General features: G+C 71.0%; 21 protein-coding genes. 15 read left to right on the top strand and 6 right to left on the bottom strand.

Going from position 1 to position 18,352, the window contains the following annotated elements:
- The first annotated feature begins 150 nt into the window (after positions 1–150).
- Both RB614_RS19775 and RB614_RS19770 read left to right on the top strand, forming a co-directional pair.
- On the top strand, positions 151–1,998 hold the full coding sequence (locus RB614_RS19775; RefSeq protein ID WP_308714035.1) for a 2-oxoacid:acceptor oxidoreductase subunit alpha: 1,848 nt from the start codon (positions 151–153) through the stop codon (positions 1,996–1,998).
- The gene (locus RB614_RS19770; RefSeq protein ID WP_308714034.1) at positions 1,991–3,025 is read left to right on the top strand and encodes a 2-oxoacid:ferredoxin oxidoreductase subunit beta; all 1,035 of its coding nucleotides are present in this window, start codon (positions 1,991–1,993) and stop codon (positions 3,023–3,025) included. Before RB614_RS19775 ends, RB614_RS19770 begins: the two co-directional genes overlap by 8 nt.
- Positions 3,026–3,077: 52 nt before the next feature.
- Here the strand turns inward: RB614_RS19770 and RB614_RS19765 are convergent, their stop codons facing one another.
- Positions 3,078–3,317, bottom strand: a complete 240-nt coding sequence (locus RB614_RS19765; protein WP_308714033.1) for a hypothetical protein — start codon at positions 3,315–3,317, stop codon at positions 3,078–3,080.
- A 116-nt stretch (positions 3,318–3,433) separates the two neighbouring features.
- On the opposite strand from RB614_RS19765, the gene RB614_RS19760 reads away from it, so the two are divergent.
- From RB614_RS19760 to RB614_RS19710, 11 genes are all read left to right on the top strand, one after another.
- A complete protein-coding gene (locus tag RB614_RS19760) occupies positions 3,434–5,038 on the top strand; it encodes a glycoside hydrolase family 10-like protein (RefSeq protein WP_308714032.1) in 1,605 nt (534 codons plus the stop codon).
- 72 nt (positions 5,039–5,110) lie between these two features.
- Positions 5,111–6,589 carry a recombinase family protein gene (locus RB614_RS19755; protein WP_308714031.1) on the top strand — a complete coding sequence of 493 codons (1,479 nt, stop codon included), beginning with the start codon at positions 5,111–5,113 and terminating at the stop codon, positions 6,587–6,589.
- Positions 6,586–6,960: a hypothetical protein gene (locus RB614_RS19750; protein ID WP_308714030.1), complete on the top strand. Its 375-nt coding sequence runs from the start codon at positions 6,586–6,588 to the stop codon at positions 6,958–6,960. The genes RB614_RS19755 and RB614_RS19750 overlap by 4 nt, the downstream gene beginning before the upstream one ends.
- Positions 6,961–7,098: 138 nt before the next feature.
- Positions 7,099–7,335: a hypothetical protein gene (locus tag RB614_RS19745; protein ID WP_308714029.1), complete on the top strand. Its 237-nt coding sequence runs from the start codon at positions 7,099–7,101 to the stop codon at positions 7,333–7,335.
- Between the two features lie 5 nt (positions 7,336–7,340).
- On the top strand, positions 7,341–7,586 hold the full coding sequence (locus RB614_RS19740) for a hypothetical protein (protein ID WP_308714028.1): 246 nt from the start codon (positions 7,341–7,343) through the stop codon (positions 7,584–7,586).
- Entirely contained in the window at positions 7,583–8,830 is a 1,248-nt protein-coding gene (locus tag RB614_RS19735; protein WP_308714027.1) for an AAA family ATPase, read from the top strand. The genes RB614_RS19740 and RB614_RS19735 overlap by 4 nt, the downstream gene beginning before the upstream one ends.
- 92 nt (positions 8,831–8,922) lie before the next feature.
- Complete coding sequence (locus tag RB614_RS19730) at positions 8,923–9,270, top strand: hypothetical protein (protein WP_308714026.1); 348 nt, start codon at positions 8,923–8,925, stop codon at positions 9,268–9,270.
- The gene (locus RB614_RS19725; RefSeq protein ID WP_308714025.1) at positions 9,267–9,626 is read left to right on the top strand and encodes a hypothetical protein; all 360 of its coding nucleotides are present in this window, start codon (positions 9,267–9,269) and stop codon (positions 9,624–9,626) included. Before RB614_RS19730 ends, RB614_RS19725 begins: the two co-directional genes overlap by 4 nt.
- A 2-nt stretch (positions 9,627–9,628) precedes the next feature.
- Positions 9,629–10,249 (top strand): hypothetical protein, encoded by a 621-nt coding sequence (locus RB614_RS19720; RefSeq protein WP_308714024.1) that lies wholly within the window; start codon positions 9,629–9,631, stop codon positions 10,247–10,249.
- Entirely contained in the window at positions 10,249–10,497 is a 249-nt protein-coding gene (locus RB614_RS19715) for a hypothetical protein (protein ID WP_308714023.1), read from the top strand. The genes RB614_RS19720 and RB614_RS19715 overlap by 1 nt, the downstream gene beginning before the upstream one ends.
- Positions 10,498–10,936: 439 nt before the next feature.
- Entirely contained in the window at positions 10,937–13,006 is a 2,070-nt protein-coding gene (locus tag RB614_RS19710; protein ID WP_308714022.1) for a phage tail tape measure protein, read from the top strand.
- Positions 13,007–13,104: 98 nt separating this feature from the next.
- Here the strand turns inward: RB614_RS19710 and RB614_RS19705 are convergent, their stop codons facing one another.
- Genes RB614_RS19705 through RB614_RS19695 form a run of 3 tightly spaced genes read right to left on the bottom strand, consistent with a single transcriptional unit; the run spans position 13,105 to position 13,972 of the window.
- Complete coding sequence (locus tag RB614_RS19705; RefSeq protein WP_308714020.1) at positions 13,105–13,560, bottom strand: hypothetical protein; 456 nt, start codon at positions 13,558–13,560, stop codon at positions 13,105–13,107.
- Positions 13,557–13,802: a hypothetical protein gene (locus RB614_RS19700; protein ID WP_308714019.1), complete on the bottom strand. Its 246-nt coding sequence runs from the start codon at positions 13,800–13,802 to the stop codon at positions 13,557–13,559. Before RB614_RS19700 ends, RB614_RS19705 begins: the two co-directional genes overlap by 4 nt.
- A complete protein-coding gene (locus tag RB614_RS19695; protein WP_308714018.1) occupies positions 13,799–13,972 on the bottom strand; it encodes a hypothetical protein in 174 nt (57 codons plus the stop codon). Before RB614_RS19695 ends, RB614_RS19700 begins: the two co-directional genes overlap by 4 nt.
- A 173-nt stretch (positions 13,973–14,145) precedes the next feature.
- Between RB614_RS19695 and RB614_RS19690 the strand changes: the two genes are divergently transcribed.
- Positions 14,146–14,388: a hypothetical protein gene (locus tag RB614_RS19690; RefSeq protein ID WP_308714017.1), complete on the top strand. Its 243-nt coding sequence runs from the start codon at positions 14,146–14,148 to the stop codon at positions 14,386–14,388.
- 164 nt (positions 14,389–14,552) lie between these two features.
- On the top strand, positions 14,553–15,065 hold the full coding sequence (locus tag RB614_RS19685) for a phospholipase (RefSeq protein WP_308714016.1): 513 nt from the start codon (positions 14,553–14,555) through the stop codon (positions 15,063–15,065).
- A gap of 70 nt (positions 15,066–15,135) precedes the next feature.
- Here the strand turns inward: RB614_RS19685 and RB614_RS19680 are convergent, their stop codons facing one another.
- Both RB614_RS19680 and RB614_RS19675 read right to left on the bottom strand, forming a co-directional pair.
- A complete protein-coding gene (locus RB614_RS19680) occupies positions 15,136–17,955 on the bottom strand; it encodes a winged helix-turn-helix domain-containing protein (protein WP_308714015.1) in 2,820 nt (939 codons plus the stop codon).
- A 166-nt stretch (positions 17,956–18,121) separates the two neighbouring features.
- The gene (locus RB614_RS19675; RefSeq protein ID WP_308714014.1) at positions 18,122–18,349 is read right to left on the bottom strand and encodes an FmdB family zinc ribbon protein; all 228 of its coding nucleotides are present in this window, start codon (positions 18,347–18,349) and stop codon (positions 18,122–18,124) included.
- Positions 18,350–18,352: the final 3 nt, after the last annotated feature.

The raw sequence follows: 18,352 nt of genomic DNA, 5'->3' as shown, positions 1-18,352 counted from the left end.
ACGTGCCTTGTCTAGGGGTCTCAGCCGGCGGACTGGTAAAGGATGACCTCACTCGCCCGACGTACGCTCAAGGGTGGAAAACCGTAGGCGGGCTTGGCACACCCGGGTGCCGGCCCCGCCGCTGCCGGCTCGCAAGGAGGTCAGGGGTCAGTGACCAAACAGGTCCGCCAGCTGGATCGGGTGGTCATCCGGTTCGCTGGCGACTCAGGCGACGGCATGCAGCTCACCGGTGATCGTTTTACCTCGGAGACCGCCCAGCTGGGCAACGACATCTCCACCTTGCCCAACTTCCCGGCGGAGATCCGCGCGCCCGCCGGCACGCTGCCGGGCGTGTCGAGCTTCCAGGTGCACTTCGCGGACTACGACATCCTCACCCCCGGCGACGCGCCCAACGTCCTCGTGGCGATGAACCCGGCGGCCCTCAAGGCCAACCTCGGCGACCTGCCCCGGGGCGCGGACATCATCGTCAACACCGACGAGTTCACCAAGCGCAACCTGGCCAAGGTCGGCTACACGGCCAGCCCGCTGGAGGACGGCTCGCTCGACGGCTACTCGGTGCACCCGGTCGGGCTGACCAGCATGACGGTGGGCGCCCTGGCCGAGCACGACGTCTCGAAGAAGGACGCCGAGCGCGCCAAGAACATGTTCGCCCTGGGGCTGCTCTCCTGGATGTACTCCCGGCCGTACGAGTCGACGATCCGCTTCCTGGAGCGCAAGTTTGCCGCCCGCCCCGAGCTGGTCTCGGCCAACATCGCGGCGTTCAAGGCGGGGTGGAACTTCGGCGAGACGACCGAAGACTTCGGCGTCCGGTACGAGGTGAAGCCGGCCCAGATGTCGCCGGGCACCTATCGCAACATCACCGGCAACGCCGCGCTCGCGCTCGGCATCATCGCCGCCGGCGTCCGCTCCAAGCTGCCGGTCTTCCTGGGTGCCTACCCGATCACCCCGGCCTCCGACATCCTCCACGAGCTGAGCAAGCACAAGCGCTTCGGCATCACGACCATGCAGGCCGAAGACGAGATCGCGGCGATCGGTGCCGCCCTCGGCGCGGCGTACGGCGGAGCGCTCGGCATCACCACCACGAGCGGGCCGGGCGTGGCGCTCAAGGGCGAGACGATCTCGCTGGCCGTGGCCTTGGAGCTGCCGCTGGTCGTGGTCGACGTGCAGCGGGCCGGCCCGTCAACCGGCATGCCCACCAAGACCGAGCAGGCCGACCTCAACATGGCGCTGTTCGGCCGGCACGGCGAGGCGCCGGTGGCGGTCATCGCGCCGCGCTCCCCCTCCGACTGCTTCCACGCGGCCATCGAGGCGGCCCGGATCGCGCTGACCCACCGCACGCCGGTGATCCTGCTCTCCGACAACTACGTGGCCAACGGCTCCGAGCCGTGGCTGCTGCCCGAGGTCGACTCGCTGCCCGACCTCCAGGTCGAGTTCGCCACCCAGCCCAACGGCGAAGACGGCAGCACCTTCCTGCCCTACCTGCGCGACCCGCAGACGCTCGCCCGGCCGTGGGCGATCCCGGGCACGCCGGGGCTGGAGCACCGGATCGGCGGCCTGGAAAAGGCGGACAAGACCGGCGACATCTCGTACGACCCGGCAAACCATGACTTCATGGTGCGCACCCGGGCGGCCCGGATCGAGGCGATCGAGGTGCCTGACCTGGAGGTGGAGGACCCGGACGGCGACGCGCGGGTGCTGGTGCTCGGCTGGGGCTCGACGTACGGCCCGATCGGCGCCGCCTGCCGGGCGCTGCGCCAGCGCGGCCAGTCGGTGGCCCAGGCGCACCTGCGCCACCTCTCCCCGATGCCGGGCAACGTCGGCGAGGTGCTGCGCCGGTACGACCGCGTGGTCATCCCGGAGATGAACCTGGGCCAGCTCGCCCACGTCATCCGGGCCCGCTTCCTCGTCGACGCCATCCCGTACAACCAGGTCCGCGGCCTGCCGTTCACCGCCGCCGAGCTGGAGACCATGCTGGAAGAAGTGGTTAAGAATGGCTGAGCCCGTCGCCCTCAAGCTCACGACGAAGGACTTCAAGTCCGACCAGGAGGTGCGCTGGTGCCCCGGCTGCGGTGACTACGCGATCCTCGCGGCCGTGCAGTCGTTCATGCCGGAGCTCGGCATCCCCCGCGAGCGGATCGTCTTCGTCTCCGGTATCGGCTGCTCGTCCCGCTTCCCGTACTACATGAACACGTACGGGATGCACTCGATCCACGGCCGCGCCCCGGCGATCGCCACCGGCCTCTCGGTCAGCCGCCCCGACCTGTCGGTCTGGGTGGTCACCGGCGACGGCGACGCGCTCTCGATCGGCGGCAACCACCTGATCCACGCCCTCCGGCGCAACGTCAACCTCAAGATCCTGCTCTTCAACAACCGGATCTACGGCCTGACCAAGGGGCAGTACTCGCCGACGTCGGAGCTCGGCAAGATCACAAAGTCGACGCCGGTCGGGTCGGCGGACTCGCCGTTCAACCCGCTGTCGCTGGCGCTGGGCGCGGAGGCGACGTTCGTGGCGCGGACGATCGACTCCGACCGCAAGCACCTCCAGTCGGTGCTCCGCGCGGCCGCCGAGCACAACGGCTCCGCGTTCGTCGAGATCTACCAAAACTGCAACATCTTCAACGACGGCGCGTTCGAAGAGCTCAAGGACGCCAGCACGCGCGACGACTACCTGATCCGGCTGGAGCACGGGCAGCCGATTACGTTCGGCAAGGATGGGCAGTTTTGCGTGGTTCACCCGCCCGGTGGCTTCGGCCTGGAGGTGCGGGAGACGGCCACGGTCTCGCCCGAGGAGATCGTCGTGCACGACGCCGGCGTGACCGAGCCGGCCTACGCCTTCGCCCTCTCCCGCCTGCCCGGCCTCGACCTGCGCAACACCCCGATCGGGGTATTTCGCGACGTCTCCCGGCCGTCCTACGACAACCTGGTGCAGAGCCAGCTCGAGGCGGCTCGGGCAAAGACCAGCGGCACGCCGGAGGAGCAGCTCGCCGGCCTGCTGACCAGCGGCGACACCTGGACGATCCTCTAGCGGATCAGCATCGTCGGCTCCGCTCCGACCCCCGGAGCGGAGCCGTTCTTCGTCAGCGGTTGCGCTGGCGGTAGGTGGTGGTCGCCGCCTCGATGCGGTTACGCATCCGCTGGTCGCGGGAGATGGCCCGCTTGCCCTTCTGGTACAGGTAGACACCGCCGCCGACCACGGCCGCGCCCACGATCAGGTACACAGCCACGCCCAGCAGCGCCTTGAGCAGCGCGATCGCGAGCCAGCCGACTGCCACCACGGCGACGACACCCACCGCGGTCCAGGCCAAGAAACGTCCCATGAACCCAGAGTGCTCCTCGCTGGCAACCGCCGCATCGGGGAAAACCCCGGCATCGCTCTTGCGCTCGGCGTGGCCGTTGTGAAAATTTCCTTCTACCAGAAGGTAGGAGGCGGCGAATGTTGTCGAAGAGACGTCCCCTGAGAAGCGCGCTGGTGGCGGCGCTGGTCATCGCGGGCGGGCTCGTGGCGCCGGCGGCACCCGCGAGCGCCGCGGCCACCACCCCCACGTGTACGACGAACCCCGCCACCCCGAAGCGGCAGTTCCGGGCGATGTGGATCGCGAGCGTCACCAACATCGACTGGCCCAGCGCGCCGGGGCAGAGCGAGGAGAAGCTCAAGGCGGAGTACCGCGCCTGGCTCGACCTGGCCCAGCGACGGGGCCACAACGCGGTGATCGTGCAGGTGCGCCCCACCGCCGACGCGTTCTGGCCCTCGCCGTACGAGCCGTGGTCGGAGTGGCTGACCGGCGCCCGCGACGGCGCCTCGCCCGGCTGGGACCCGCTGAGGTTTCTGGTCGCCGAGGCACACGCGCGCAACCTGGAGTTCCACGCGTGGTTCAACCCGTACCGGATCTCGATGCCGCAGGGTGCCGGGCCGGACATCGCCAAGCTCGCGCCCAACCACCCGGTCCAGCGGCACCCGGAGTGGGCGGTCGCCTACCCGGTCGCGGCGGCCGGCTCGCGGCTCTACTACAACCCCGGCATCCCCGAGGTACGGCAGTTCGTGCAGCGGGCCATGCTCGACGCGGTGGTCAAGTACGACATCGACGGCGTGCACTTCGACGACTACTTCTACCCGTACCCGGCGGCCGGGCAGGACTTCCCGGACGACGCGACGTTCGCGCGGTACGGCGCCGGCTTCGCCAGCAAGGCGGACTGGCGGCGGCACAACATCGACCTGCTGGTCCAGGAGTTCGGCGCGAAGGTGAAGGCGGCCAAGCCGTGGGTGAAGTTCGGCATCAGCCCGTTCGGCATCTGGCGCAACAAGGCCACCGACCCGCTCGGCTCGGACACCAACGGCACCCAGTCGTACGACGCGAACTTCGCGGACACCCGCAAGTGGGTCAAGCAGGAGTGGATCGACTACATCCTGCCCCAGTTGTACTGGCACATCGGGCTGGCCGTGGCCGACTACGCCAAGCTGGTGCCGTGGTGGTCGGACGTGGTCGCCGGCACCCGCGTGCACCTCTACATCGGGCAGGCCGACTACAAGATCGCTGATCCGGCGCAGCCGGCGCCGTGGCAGGACCCGGCCGAGATGTCCCGCCACCTGACGTTCAACCGCGACTACCCCGAGGTGGATGGCAACGTGCACTTCAGCGCGGTCCAGGTGCGGGCCAACAAGCTCGGCGCGACCGACATCTACGCCGCCGAGCACTACTCCCGCCCGGCGCTGGTGCCGCAGATGCCGCACCTGCCGCGCAAGCCGCTGCTGTTTCCGCTGGTCACCGGCGCGTCCCGGGCGGCGGACGGCGCGGTCACGCTGCGCTGGAAGCAGGTCCTGGGGCAGGCCACGTCGTACGCCGTGTACCGCTTCGACGGGCTCACCCTCCCCGGCCAGTGTGGCTTCGCGGACGCGGCGCACCTGGTCGGCACCACCCGCGGCACGTCCTACGTGGACACGACCGCGGCGCCCGGCGCCCGTTACACCTACTACGTCACCGCGCTGGACCGGCTCTGGAACGAAAGCCCGCCCAGCCCGCCCCGCCCAGTGGTGCGCTGACGCGCCACCAGTTTGTGATCAAAGCTCCCTTCAAGTCGTTCTAATCAGCCGTGCATTGGGTACCCTTCGTGCATGACTACTCCTCTGCTCGACCGGCTCGCCGACGAGGCGCCGGTGTTCCCGCTGGTCGCCGCCCTGCTTGCCCGGGTATCCCGTAAGGGCAGGGCGGCCGACCGGGACCGCGAGCGCTCGCCCGAGCAGCAGCTCGACGCCGCCCGCGAGGTGACCGAGGTCGACGGCCGGCCGGTGCTGCTCACCGACGACGCCGTCTACGAAGAGCGCCAGTCCGCCAGCCGGTTCGGCACGAAGCCGCGCAAGCGGTTCGACGCCCTGCTCGACGACCTGCGCGCCGGCCGGTACGGCCTGGTGATCGTGTGGGAGGTCGACCGGGCCGCCCGTGAGCTCGAGGCGTGGTCCCGGTTCCTGAACGTCTGCCGGGACCGTGGGGTCCTCATCCACGTCATCACCCATCGCCGCACCTACGATGTGCGAGTCGGTCGAGACTGGCGATCGCTCGCCGACGACGGCATCGACGCCGCCTACTTCTCGGAGAAGCTCAGTGTGAACATTCGGCGAGGACACGCAGACAGCGCGGCCCAGGGCCGGCCCGGCGGCCGCGCGCCGTTCGGCTACGCCCGCGTGTACGACGGGCGCGGCAAGCTCGCGCAAGTCGACGGCGTGTGGCAGCAGATACCCAACGACGACGCCCCGGTCGTCAAGGAGATCATCGAGCGGGTCGCCGCCTCGGTGCCGCTGAACGAGGTGCAGCGCGACCTCGCCGCGCGGGGCGTCATCCTGCCCCGGTCCACGATCCACGCCATCGTGACGTGCCCGGCGTACGCGAACCTGCGCCCGGCCCCTGGCGGCGGGCACACGCAGGGCCGCTGGGTGCCGATCGTCGACGAGACGACCTGGCGGCAGGCGGTCGCCGTGCTGGACGGCAACCGCGGCAGCAAGCCCGGACACACGGTGTGGCTGCTCTCGCAGGTCGGTGACTGCGTCTGCGGCGCCTCCGGGTCGTGGAAGGGCCAGCACGGCAAGGGCAACACCGCGGCGACCTACTTCTGCCGGGAGTGCGGGACGAAGGTCAACGCCGCCCAGGCCGACCAGTACGTGCTCGCGCTCGCCCTCGGCCGGCTCGCCCGCCCCGACGCCGCCGCCGTGTTCGCCCGCGACACGTCGGCCGATGCCACCGCCGCCCGCGCCGAGGCGGACGACCTGCGCCGCAAGGCGAGCAGGTTCCGGGACCGGCTGGAGACCGCGGCCGCCGAGGAGGAAGAGGAGATCCTGGAGCAGCTGCGCCGCCTCAAGCCGAGGATCAAGAAGGCGACCGAGCGGGCGGCGCAGCTGTCCACGCCGCCGGCGCTGGCCGGTTTCGCCGACGCGCTGGGCAACGAGGAGTTGCTGGTGCGGCGGTGGGCCGACGCGTCGCTGCCGGCGCGCAAGGCGCTGCTCAAGGTCGTGTTCGAGCGGCTGGAGCTGCAGCGCGCGGCCTACCGCGGCCAGCCGGCCGGGGAGCGGATCACACACCGGTGGGCCGACGAAGCGTGAACACGGGCAGCTGGTGGAGCCGCCTGCGCCACGCCCTGATCCCGCGGTGGCGTAGACGCGCCGTCGACCTCCGCGAGCGGCTGTCATGGTGGCAGTGGTGGGAGGCCGGCCGCCCGGTCAGCGACCGCGCCACGCCGCTCGTGCACATCCGCTGCGACGTGTGCGGTGTCGTCACCGCGACGATCGTCGACCGCGGCGAGTGGCTACGCGTGCGCGTCGGAGATCGCGAATATCCGATGCTGCGCAACTCGGTGCGCTGCACCAAGCACGGCTGGCTCGACATCGGATGGGCGGTCGTCGAGCCAGCCGCGGCGCACGCGAGGATCAGCGGCACCGTAGCCACTCTGCGGGCAAAGCCAGGTGTAAGCTAGCGCCCAAAGCTTGGTTCAGTTGATTGTCGGGACCCCGGCCGCCTGGTTGCACCGAGACCAGGTCCTTGCCCCCGAGTTGCTGGGCCGATGTAGGCGCAGGAGAGCACCTGCGAGACGCTCCGTCATGCGGAGGAACTCGTGGAGCTCGACGCCGCCACCGTCCCCCAACTACGCGCAAGCCTCGGCGGCCTGAAGCGCCGAGGCCGACCCGACGACGACCCCGACGTCATCAAGGCACGCGAGGCGCTCGCGCTCGCCCGCACTGAACGCCGCATCCGCGAGGCGATCGAGCAGGCGCCGCCGCTGTCCGCCGAGACGATCGAGAAGATCCGCGCCCTGCTCCCCGCACCACGCGACGGGGTCGCCGCGGCATGACCGACATGGAACGACCCCCCGGGCGGCGACAGCCCGGAGGGTCAGAAGTCGTCACCGGCGAGGCGCTCGACCACGCCAGCGTAGCAGCGCCCGACCGCGTACGCGCCCGCTGGCGAGCCGACCGGCGCCGCTACCGCCGGCGGGTGTCCCTCGCCCTCGACCTGCTCTGCATCCGGCTCTACGGCGCAGACGCCGCCGCCCAGCACGGCATCCGGGACCGCTGGGGATATGACGATCCGGGTGCGGCGTGACCGCCGTGGACGACCCCGGCACGCCGACCTGGGAGGGGATCCACGCCGCCCAGACGCATCTCGCCGGCCTCGGCCACGCGGCCGAGCAAGCCAACGGCCGGCGCGAGGTCAGCGACGACGAGATCGCCGACCTCGCGATCGCCGCCATCCGCGCCGACCAGGATCTCAAGGACGGGTGGATCGACGAGCCGCCGCCGGAAAGCGACCTGCCGGAGGCTCCGGGAGCGACAGCCACGGGCGAAGAGGTGCCGCTCTTTGTCGACGTCGCCGCAGTACTCTCCGGTGGGCTCCCTGAGGCGCCGCCGCCGGTGCTGCTGCGCCGCACGGACGGACACTGCCTGCTGTACGCCGCCAAGGTGAACGTCCTCTTCGGAGACCCCGAGTGCGGCAAGACCTGGATCGCCCTCGCCGCCATTGTCGAGGCCCTGGCCGATGACCGCCGCGCCGCCATCATCGACCTCGACCACAACGGCGCCGCGGAGATCCTCAGCCGGCTACTCATGCTCGGCGCCAGACCGGACGTCCTCTCGGACCCCAACCGCTTCCGCCTCGCCGAGCCCGAGGACGAGGACAACCTCGTGCTCACCGTCGCCGCCCTGCGCATGTTCCGGCCCGCCGTCGCCCTGGTCGACTCGCTCGGCGAACTGCTCCCGCTGTTCGGCCTCAACAGCAGCAACCCCGACGACTACACCGTTGCGCACCGCCGCGTGCTCACCCCGCTCGCGAACGCTGGCGCTGCGGTCGTCGCGATCGACCACCTGCCGAAGTCCGACGACGCCCGCGTGCACGGCCAAACCGGCACGCTGGCGAAGCGGCGCGCCGTCAACGGCGTGACCCTTCGCGTACGCGTGCACGAGACGTTCGCGCCCGGCCGCGGCGGCGCAGCCAACCTCACCGTCGAGAAAGACCGCAGCGGCGGCGTCCGGGCACACTGCCCCGGCGCTGGCAAGAGCGCCCCCGCCGGCCGGTTCGTGCTGAGCGCCTGGCCGGACGGAACACTCACCTGGGCAGTTACCGGCCCACCCCGAGACGACGGCATCGAGAGTGCTCCTGACCCCGATGTCGCGCTCCTCGACCAGCTCGATCCGCCCCCGCGCTCCCAGCGAGACGTCAAGGAGCGCATGGGATGGGGCGGCAGCCGCGCCATGTCGGCGTTGCGCAGGTGGCGTGAGCAGCAAAAACACGCCACAGATGAGGCCGACCCGATGCCCGAACCCGACCCGATGCTCCCGCTCCCCACCTAATCGGTGGGTGTGGGGAGCGGAGCACCTACGGGCGCTCCCGAGGAGCACCGAGGAGCGCTCCGGGAGCACCTACCAGCCAACCAGGAGGATCGATGAGCAAGCGCCCACGGCTCGACCCGATCGCCGCCGCCCGCATCAAGCGCGCGGCCCGCTGCCCAGACTGCAGCAGCACCGTCACCCTCGCCGCCGACCAAACCTCGTACTCCGTCGCGCACGACGACGACTGTCCGACCCTGGCCGCCCTACGGCGCCAGGGCCGCACCACCCAGATCGCCATGGCCAGGGGCACCAACCAGACAGCCGAGGACTTCGCCACCGCCACCCTCAACGTCGTCCAGCTCGCCGCCGCGCACCGCGACCAGCTCTGGCCCGGCAGCACCGGACTGCGGCTCTCACTCGGCCACGGCTACACCGACCTCCACGTCGGCGACGGCCGATGACCCGTGAGCTTGTGCTGCTCGACCTCGACGCGCTCACCGCCGACGACGCCGGCCACCTCGCCGACGCCCTCCTCGTCGCCTCCAACCACCCCCGCATCAGCCGCCGCGGCGGCGACGCACTCGCCGACCTCGCCGACCAGATGATCCGCAGAAGCCGCAAGACCAGACGGAAGGAACCACCACCCATGAGCACCGACGACCAGGCCCTGCTCGGCGGGCAGCGCCGCATCCTGCCCGACCCGCCCGCCGACGAAGAACCGGTCGACGCGGCCGCCCTCGCCGAAGCACTGCTGACCGACACCACACCCGACACCGCGGCCGGCAAGACCGCCGCGAACATCGAAAGGTGGCGCTGACCATGGCGCAGACCACACCCAAGCTCCCCGAAGCCCTCGACGCCATCCGCGGTGTGCTTCCCGACCACGTCGCCGCCAAGCTCGACCGCGTGCTCGAGCTGCGCGCCGCCCGCCGCGCCTCGGCCATCAACACCAACCGCTTCAAGGCCGGACCGCAGCGGCCCAAGATGACTGGCGATCCCGCCATCGACGGGCCGGCGGCCGAGCAGTACCGCGCCGACCGGCACGCCTACCGCAAGGCCATGGCCACCAACAGCGCCATGACCTCGGTCGCCCGCTCGCAGTTGTACGCCTGGGCGCGCACCGACGGCGCCGGCTTCCTGGCCGGACCGCTCCGCGACGCGGTCACCGCCCTGCTCGACGAGGCCGCGGACGCCCTGGCCAAGCTCGACAGATTCGCACCCGACTACCGCGAACCGGACATCCTCCGCACCGGTGCGCCCACCCAGATCATGGCCTGGCGCACCCTGCTCGACCTCGACCAGCGGTACCAGCCCCTCGCGGTCGCCGCCCGCGAGATCCTCAAGGAGGTCCACGGCTGCGACTATGCCGCCCGCCGCGCCGCGACCGTCGCCCTGCCCACCCGGCTCGCCGACGCCGCACACCAGGCGGTGCCGGTCTGATGGCCACCACACCCACCATCCGCGGCGTCCTGATCGCCTGCTGGTTCCCGGTCGCGCTCACCCTGTCCGAGACCATCGGCAAGAAGAACCCCGCGTTCCTGACCCTCGCCGGCGGCCACGACATCGTCCTGCCCGCCGAAGCCCTCGCCATCATCGCCGACCACCCACAGGCACCCGACCTGACCGTCAGCGCCTGGTGGCGGCTCTCCGGCCCCAACACCCTCACACCCGCCTCAGAGCCCACCTAAGCCCCCCCGGGCACCCCACAACTCCACAGAGCTTCTCCGGCCCGCACAGGGCCGCGCGCGGCAGGCCAGACCGCGCACCCTCGACTGGCCACGAGGACAGGCACCACCGCACAGCAGGGGGCACCCGACACAGGAGGCCACCACACGCGCGGGCCGGAGAACCAACCCGGTGCGGGCAGGCGCGTCAACGCCAGCCACCACAGGACAGCACGGCAGCGATGGCGGGGAGCGTGGTCCCTTCTCCCGCGAAGATCCGCCAGCGCGCCGCCCGCACCGACACCCATCGATCACTACACACTGTGACCGGGGGTGGGGGGTACCCCCCGGGCCGGGGGTCCGATGGCGGCGGGGGTTAGCGGCTGCCAGCCTGTACAAATTTCAAACCTTCCAGCGGTCACAGACCGTCACATACTTAGACATTCAAGGAGGTGAGCGCGCGGTGAGCACGCTCGCGGATCTGCTGATCAAGGTGGGCCTCGATGGCTCCGGTGTGGACAAGGGTGCCGGCGACGTCGCGAAGAGGCTGGACAAGATGTGGGACGGCGCGAAGAAGACGGCGGCTATCGCCGGGGCGGCCGCGGGCGCCGCGCTGATGGCCGGCACGGTGGCCGCACTCGACTCCGAGGTGGCCACCGACAAGCTTGCCGCGTCGCTCGGCGCCACCGGCAAGGAGGCCGAGGACCTCGGCCGCACCGCCGGGAGCCTTTACGCCCAGGGCTGGGGCCAGTCCATGGATGAGGTCGCCGGCGCGGTCGAGGCAGTCACCACGTCGATCGACGACATGGTCGGTGACGCCGCGGTGGAGCAGATGACCGGGAAGGTGCTGGCCCTGGCGCAGGCGTTCGAGCTCGACGTCGCCCGGGCCGCGCAGGTCGCCGGGCAGGTCGTCAAGACAGGGCTGGCCAAGGACTCCACCCAGGCTCTCGACCTGATCACCGCGTCGCTGCAGAAGGTGCCGAAGGCGGTCCGCGAGGACATCATCGACGCCGTCGACGAGTACGGGCCGTTCCTGACCTCGATCGGTATCACCGGCGAGAAGGCGTTCGGGCTGCTGGTCAATGCGTCGCAGAAGGGCATGTACGGGATCGACAAGACCGGCGACGCATTGAAAGAGTTCACGATCTTGGCGTCGGATATGTCGACCCGGTCGAAGGCCGGCTATGACGCGCTGGGCCTGTCGCAGGAGAAGTTCTCCCGCATGATCACCAAGGGGGGGCCGGAGGCGGCGAAGGCGTTCGACCAGATCGTGACCGGCCTGCTGATGATCAAGGATCCGCTCAAGCAGCAGCAGGCCGCGCTCGCCCTGTTCGGCACCCCGCTGGAGGACCTGTCGGTCAGCGAGATCCCCAAGTTCCTCAAGTCGCTGGATACGACCCGCTCCGGCCTCGGCGACGTCGAAGGCGCCACCGACCAGCTCGCCGAGACGCTGGGCGACAACGCCAAGACCCGGCTGGTCGCGTTCAAGCGCGGGCTGGAGACGATGCTGATCCAGAAGCTGTCCGAGGCCATCCCCAAGCTGGAGGCGTTCGGCGGCTGGCTCAAGAAGAACGAGTCCTGGGTGAAGCCCCTCGCGATCGCCCTCGGCGTGCTCGCCGCCGCCGTGTACACGATCGTGGTGGCGATGAAGATCTGGACGGCGGTTCAGGCGGCGTGGGGTGTGGTCACCGCGATCTCGTTGGGGCCGGTCACGCTGATCGTCCTGGCGATCGTCGCCCTGATCGCGATCATCGTGCTCATCGCGAAGAAGACCGACTGGTTCTCCACGGCGTGGGAGGCCACCTGGGGCTTCATCAAGGCCGTGTTCTTCGCGGTGATCGACTACATCGTCGGCACCTGGCAGGGCATGCTCGACGTGATCGTCACTGCGGCCAAGACGTGGTGGGCGATCTTCTCCGGCATCTGGAAGGCCATCGGCCAGTTCTTCGTCGACCTGTTCAAGGCGTGGTGGGGGCTGTTCACCGGCTTCTGGAAGATGGTCTTCGACGGTGTCGCGGCCGGCTGGCGCTGGGTCACCGGGAAGATCGACAGCTTCGTCAACTTCGTCGCCGGCCTCAAGAACAAGATCACCAACAAGGCCAAGGGCATGTTCGACGGCATCGTCGCGGCCGGCAAGGGCGGCATCAACAAGCTCATCTCCCTGTGGAACCGGCTCGACCTCGGCTGGCACATCGGCATCCCCTCGTGGGTGCCGCTGATCGGCGGCGCCAGCTTCACCATCCCCGACCTGATCCCGGACATCCCGATGCTCGCCGACGGCGGTATCGCCAGGGCCCGCCCCGGCGGCACCCTCGCGCTGCTCGGCGAGGGCGGCCAGGACGAAGCCGTGGTGCCGCTGCCGCGCGGCTTCCGCCGGATGGGCGGCGGCGGAGAGACGACGGTCCGGGTCGAAGGCGGCGGCGGCTCGGCCGCCGAGCAGAAGCTCGTCGACCTGATCCTGATGCTGATCCGCACCGGCAAGATCAAGCTGACCGTGCGGCCCAACGGCACGGTCGCGGTGGCGGGAAGCTAGACACGGCAACGGAAAGCGGCCCGGTCCCTCCACAATGGAGAGGCCGGGCCGCTTCGCCGTACCGGGCCCAAGCCGCCGGGTCCGGGTCCGCGCGGGTCTCAGGACACGCGGCGTGCCCTCTGCGTCGTCGGTACCGGGCCGGGCGCCAACCGCGACACCCGCTCCGGGCGCGGCCGCCTCGTGCGCGGGTTCGTCTCGGCCCAGTCGTCGCTGACCAGCCGAATGTACGACGGTATCGGGACATGCTTGGCGAACACCGCGACCATCAGGTCGGCGCCGCCGGAGGCGATCAGCTTCAACGCGCCCTCGCCGTCGGCGATCCCGACCAGGCGGTGCCGGTGCCGCTCGATGTACTCCAAGCACTGCTTGACCAATCCGTCGACCTGCGACGGTGTGAGCCCCGGCGGCCGGACGACGACCGCCCGGCCCGGGATGGTCCGCCGCGGGGCCAGCGCAGCCACAGCGGCCGGCTCGACCGGCTCGGCAGGTGCGACATCAGGTCGCACCTGAGCGAGGTCCCTGCGTACCAGGTCGCTGGTGCGGGTGATGTTCACCGGTCCGCCCCCCGCTGCGCCGGCGGCTCGATCAGCAGGCTGGACGCATCGACCTCGCCGGCGTCGACCCGGCGCAGGATCCGGCCGAGCGCGGCCATCGCCCGCCGATGGGCTTCGCGGGCGCCGTGGTGGTTGCCGATCGCCACCGCCTGACCCTGCCGGAAGTTCGCGTCGGCCAGGTCGAAGATGTCGCTGATCAGGGTGGGCTCGTCGCTGGACGGCCCGGACATCCAGTCGGTCATCGTGGGTACCTCGCCAGCACCACGCGGACGTCGGCGGGGCTGAGCAGGTGGCGCCTGCTCCACATCATCAGCGCGACGACGGCTTGGCCGTACGTCTCGACACCGAGGTCGGCCAACGCGCGCCGGGCGTCGTCGGCAACGGGGCGGGCAGGTTCCGGCAAGATGTGCATGGGTCGCCTCCTCGTTAGGCGATCAAGGGCCCGGGTTGGCGTTCGCGCGCCGCTCGGGCCCGTCCTTGTCTGTGCCATACACGTTAACGCCGCGTGGCCATATGAGCCACCGTCGTATGGCCGCAGAATACCGGCATGATGTGGCGCAAACTGGGGCATGCGACTATGGCCGCGTGCTAGATGACCTTGAGGCCGCAACCCGTGCCTTCCGTGAGGCGCAGGCGGCAGTCGGCGACGCAGAGCAGGCGCTCGCCGACGTCAAGGCGAAGGTGCCGCAGGCCCGCGAGCGGCTGCACGCCGCGATCGTCCGCGCGGCGAAGGCGGGCACACGGCAGGGTGAGATCGTCGCGGTGACCGGCTACAACCGGGAGTCGGTGCGCCGGATCCTGCGGGCCGGTGGAGTCGAAGCCGACTAGATGGATACCTAGTGGTCGGGCTGTTCTAGCGACTTGAAGGGAGCTTTGATCACGCGCGGTTTCCCATTTATTGATTTATGCAAGGCGATGGCTCGACACTGTGGACACCTTGGTTAACTCACCAGTAACCAGGGCCGTATCCCCTTCCACCCCATGGAGGAAACGTGTCCCGTCGGGTCGCAACCCTGCTCGTCGCGGTGCCCGCCGCCCTGCTCACCCTGCTGGGGCTGGCAGGCCCGGCGGCGGCCGCGCCGGCCGACAAGCCGCAGGTCCTGTCGAGCTGGACCCAGACCAGCGCGACCAGCTACAACACCTGGAACTCCGCCCGGCAGAACCAGGGCGCCTGGGCGGCGTACGGCTTCGACTGGTCGACCGACTACTGCTCGTCGAGCCCGGACAACCCCCTCGGGTTCGACTTCACCCTCTCCTGCCACCGGCACGACTTCGGCTACCGCAACTACAAGGCGATCGGCCAGTTTCCGGCGAACAAGTCCCGGCTGGACAGCGCGTTCTACGAGGACCTCAAGCGCAAGTGCAACACGTACAACTCGGCGGTGCGCCCGGCCTGCCTGGCGCTCGCCTGGACGTACTACCAGGCCGTGTCGATCTTCGGCTCGGTGAGCCCGGCGCAGATCAACGAGGCGGCCCAACTGCTGCCCGCAGGCTCGGCCCGCTAGCTCCCCCGTGATCGAAGCTCCCCTCAAGCTGCTAGAACGGCATGAGGGGAGCTTTGATCACGTAAAGAGGTCAGGCGGCGAAGCGGCGGGAGCCGACCGCCATGTCCGGGTGGTCGACCGCGAGCGCCAGGGCCGCCGCCTCGTCGACCGTGAGCGCACCGCCCTCGGCGTACGCGGCGTCGAAGGTGGCGTCGCCGAGCGTGGCCCGGACGGCGGCCTGCTGCTCGGCCCAGTACGCGCCGAACCGGCCGGGTGTGCTGCGCAGCGCCGAGCGGGTGGCCTGGGCGGCGCCGAAGAGCCGGGCCCCGGTCACCGGGTCGCCGCCGAGAGCGCAGCGGACCGCGATCGCGCAGATCGTGTCGCAGGCCCGGCTGTGGTAGCCGTACGTCATCCGGGAGCGCAGCGCCACCACCAGGTGGTCATGGGCGGCGACCAGGTCACGGCGGCCGAGCGCGACCATGCCGAGCAGGAAGTCGACGCTGCGCCGGCCCCGCTCGGCCGGGCGGGCTGCCTCCAGCGGCCGGGCCGACGCGAGCACGTCGGCGGCCAGGTCGAGGGCACCGCGCCGCCACAGCAGCTCGGCCAGGGTGTAGACGGCCAGCAGCGCGTCGCTGGCCACCCCGCTCGCCTCGGCCCAGGAGATCACCTCGCGGCTGACCCGCTCGGCGTCGTCGAACTGTCCCATGTCGACCAGCGAGCCGCCCCGGCCGGTGAGCACCCGGGCCAGCAGCCCGGCGTCGCCGGCCTGCCGCGCCGCCGCCTCGGCCCGCTGCGAGAACCGCAGCTCCTCGGCCACCTCACCGTCCGCGCCGGCGTGCTGCGAGTGCATGTGGTACGCCGCCGCGAGCTCGGCCTCGGGAATCGGCTCACCGGTCTCGGCGATCCGCCCGTACAGCCGGAACAGCCACAGCCGGCCCTCCCGGGCCAGGCCCCGCTCACGCCACCACTGGTCCAGCCCGCTGGCCAGGCGCAGGCCACCCCGCGCGCTGCCACCCGTGGCGGACCAGCGCAGCGCGGCGCGCATCTCGTCGGCGAGCGAGTCCAGCGCGTACAGCGACAGCGTCACCGGCCGATGGTCCGGACCCAGGTGCGCCTTCTCCAGCGCGTGCAGCGACCACGCCACGTGCCGGTCACGGGCGGCCTGCTCTTCGCCCGCCTCGGCCAACCGGCGCGCCGCGTACGCCCGGATCGGGTCAAGCATCCGGTAGGTGGTGCCGGAGGCGTGCGGCTCCGCCTGGATCATCGACTTGTCGACCAGCACCGACAGCGGGTCGAGCGGGTCGTCGTCGAGCAGCCACTCCACCGTCGGCAGGTCGACCGGCCCGGAGAAGACCGACAGCCACCGCAGCAGCCGCGACGCGCGCGGGCCCAGAGTGCGGTACGACCACGTCACCGTGGCCTGGATCGTCGCGTGCCGCTGGGTCGCCGCCCGGCTGGCCGCCTCCGCTCGGCGGGCCGCGCCGGCCTGGGCCAGGTCGACGGTCGCCAGCTGGCTGGCCACCCACCGGCCGTCACCGGCGTACGTCCCCTCGGGATCCTCGCGCCCCGCGTCGAGCGCACCGAGCACGTCGTCCAACCGCTCGGCGAGCTGGCTGGCCGACAGCACCCGCAGCCGGGCCGCGGCCAGCTCGATCGCCAACGGCAGCCCGTCGAGCCGGGCCACCACCCGCTGCAGGTCGTCGGCCTCGGTCGGCTCCGCACGCCGGCCGCCACGCGCTGCGGTCGTGCGGTCGAGCAGCAGCGACACCGCCTCGCTCGGCCCGCCACCCGGACCCGGCGCCACCGACAGCGGCGGGATCCGCCACACCGTCTCGCCCGGCAGGTTGAACGGCTCGCGGCTGGTCGCCAGCACCCGGATCCCACCGCCGCCGGTCAGCAGCCGCGAGACCACCTCGGCCGCCGCCGACAGCTGCGCGTCACAGGTGTCCAGGACCAGGAGCATCCGCCGGTACGCGGCGAACTCCACCAGCGTGTCGACCACCGGGCGGCCCGGCTCGGGCCGCAGACCCAACACCGCCGCGATCGCGAACGCCACCAGGCCCGGGTCGGTCACCGACGCCAGATCGACAAACCAGACCCCATCCGGGTACGTGTCGACGAGCCCACCGGCCATCTCCACGGCCAGCCGGGTCTTGCCCGCGCCACCGGCCCCCACGACCGTCACCAGCCGGTGGTCGGCCATCAGGCTGGACAGCTCGGCCCGCTCGGCGTGACGGCCGACGAACGAGGTCACCTGGGTCGGCAGGTTGTGCGCCAGCGCGTCGGGCGTACGCGGGCGGGGGAACTGGTGCTCCAGGCCCGGCGCGACCAGCTGGTACAGCCGCTCCCGGCCGTCGAAGCCGCGCAGCCGGTGCAGGCCCAGGTCGAGCAGGGACGCCCCGGCCGGCAGCGGCGTGGCGTAGCGCACGGTCGCCTCCGAGCAGAGCACCTGCCCACCGTGGGCCGCGGCGGCGATCCGGGCCGCGCGGTGCACCTCGGGACTCGCGTACTCACCGTTGACCGCCTCGGCGTGCCCGGTGTGCAGCCCCATCCGCACCTTGGGCGTGGACTCCGGCGAGGGCCACTCGTGTGCGGCCAGCGCCCGCTGGGCGGTCGCGCAGGCCTCGATCGCGGCGGCCGCGTCGGAGAACGCCACGAAGAAGGAATCACCCTCGGTGAACAGCTCCGTACCGTCGCTTTCGGACAGCGTACGGCGCAGTAACCGTCTGTGCTCACTCAAGACCGGACGGTAGCCAGCACCGAGCATCCGCGCCAATCTGGTCGAACCCTCGATGTCGGTGAACAAGAAAGTCACCAGGCCACTCGGCAATTTTTGTGCCGGCACGCGTGGAACCTCCGCCCCCCTGGGAAGTCGCGGTTTATGCTCCCGTACCCCCGCAACCTGGCACATCGTAGGAACGGCCGGTACAGACCTGCCCCCACGGTCGTAGCCAGGGGCGATCACAACCAAGCAGCAGCCAACGAGAGGGGTGTGTCGGGGGCGTTACGGCTGGCGTAACGACAACGGGCGGTCCGGGTTGTGGCACAACGGGTCAGATCTGGCCGGCTTTCCGTACTTATCCGCAGCCGCAGCCGCCACCACAGCATCCGCCGCCACCCGAGGCTACCGGACCGGGACTGGGCGTGAAGCCACCGCCACGCCCGGTGATGGCGACTGTGGAGAGGAGCTTGACCGTGTCCGCGTGGCCGTGCGGGCAGGTCGCGGGCTGGCTGGACTCGGTCATCGGGCGGTTGACCTCGAAGGTGTCGCCACAGGCGCGGCAGCGGAACTCGTACCGGGGCATGCC

Source organism: Phytohabitans maris, from assembly GCF_031085175.1.
GTDB lineage: Bacteria > Actinomycetota > Actinomycetes > Mycobacteriales > Micromonosporaceae > Phytohabitans > Phytohabitans maris.
Note: the sequence above shows the minus strand (reverse complement) of the source record. Positions and strands in the feature narration are given on the sequence as shown.

What these genes read in the sequence shown, in the direction of transcription:
- RB614_RS19770 (WP_308714034.1), top strand. Translation starts at nt 1,991, where the DNA reads ATGGCTGAGCCCGTCGCCCTCAAGCTCACGACGAAGGACTTCAAGTCC.
- RB614_RS19765 (WP_308714033.1), bottom strand. Translation starts at nt 3,317, where the DNA reads ATGGGACGTTTCTTGGCCTGGACCGCGGTGGGTGTCGTCGCCGTGGTG.
- RB614_RS19760 (WP_308714032.1), top strand. Translation starts at nt 3,434, where the DNA reads ATGTTGTCGAAGAGACGTCCCCTGAGAAGCGCGCTGGTGGCGGCGCTG.
- RB614_RS19755 (WP_308714031.1), top strand. Translation starts at nt 5,111, where the DNA reads ATGACTACTCCTCTGCTCGACCGGCTCGCCGACGAGGCGCCGGTGTTC.
- RB614_RS19740 (WP_308714028.1), top strand. Translation starts at nt 7,341, where the DNA reads ATGGAACGACCCCCCGGGCGGCGACAGCCCGGAGGGTCAGAAGTCGTC.
- RB614_RS19730 (WP_308714026.1), top strand. Translation starts at nt 8,923, where the DNA reads ATGAGCAAGCGCCCACGGCTCGACCCGATCGCCGCCGCCCGCATCAAG.
- RB614_RS19725 (WP_308714025.1), top strand. Translation starts at nt 9,267, where the DNA reads ATGACCCGTGAGCTTGTGCTGCTCGACCTCGACGCGCTCACCGCCGAC.
- RB614_RS19720 (WP_308714024.1), top strand. Translation starts at nt 9,629, where the DNA reads ATGGCGCAGACCACACCCAAGCTCCCCGAAGCCCTCGACGCCATCCGC.
- RB614_RS19715 (WP_308714023.1), top strand. Translation starts at nt 10,249, where the DNA reads ATGGCCACCACACCCACCATCCGCGGCGTCCTGATCGCCTGCTGGTTC.
- RB614_RS19700 (WP_308714019.1), bottom strand. Translation starts at nt 13,802, where the DNA reads ATGACCGACTGGATGTCCGGGCCGTCCAGCGACGAGCCCACCCTGATC.
- RB614_RS19695 (WP_308714018.1), bottom strand. Translation starts at nt 13,972, where the DNA reads ATGCACATCTTGCCGGAACCTGCCCGCCCCGTTGCCGACGACGCCCGG.
- RB614_RS19680 (WP_308714015.1), bottom strand. Translation starts at nt 17,955, where the DNA reads ATGTGCCAGGTTGCGGGGGTACGGGAGCATAAACCGCGACTTCCCAGG.
- RB614_RS19675 (WP_308714014.1), bottom strand. Translation starts at nt 18,349, where the DNA reads ATGCCCCGGTACGAGTTCCGCTGCCGCGCCTGTGGCGACACCTTCGAG.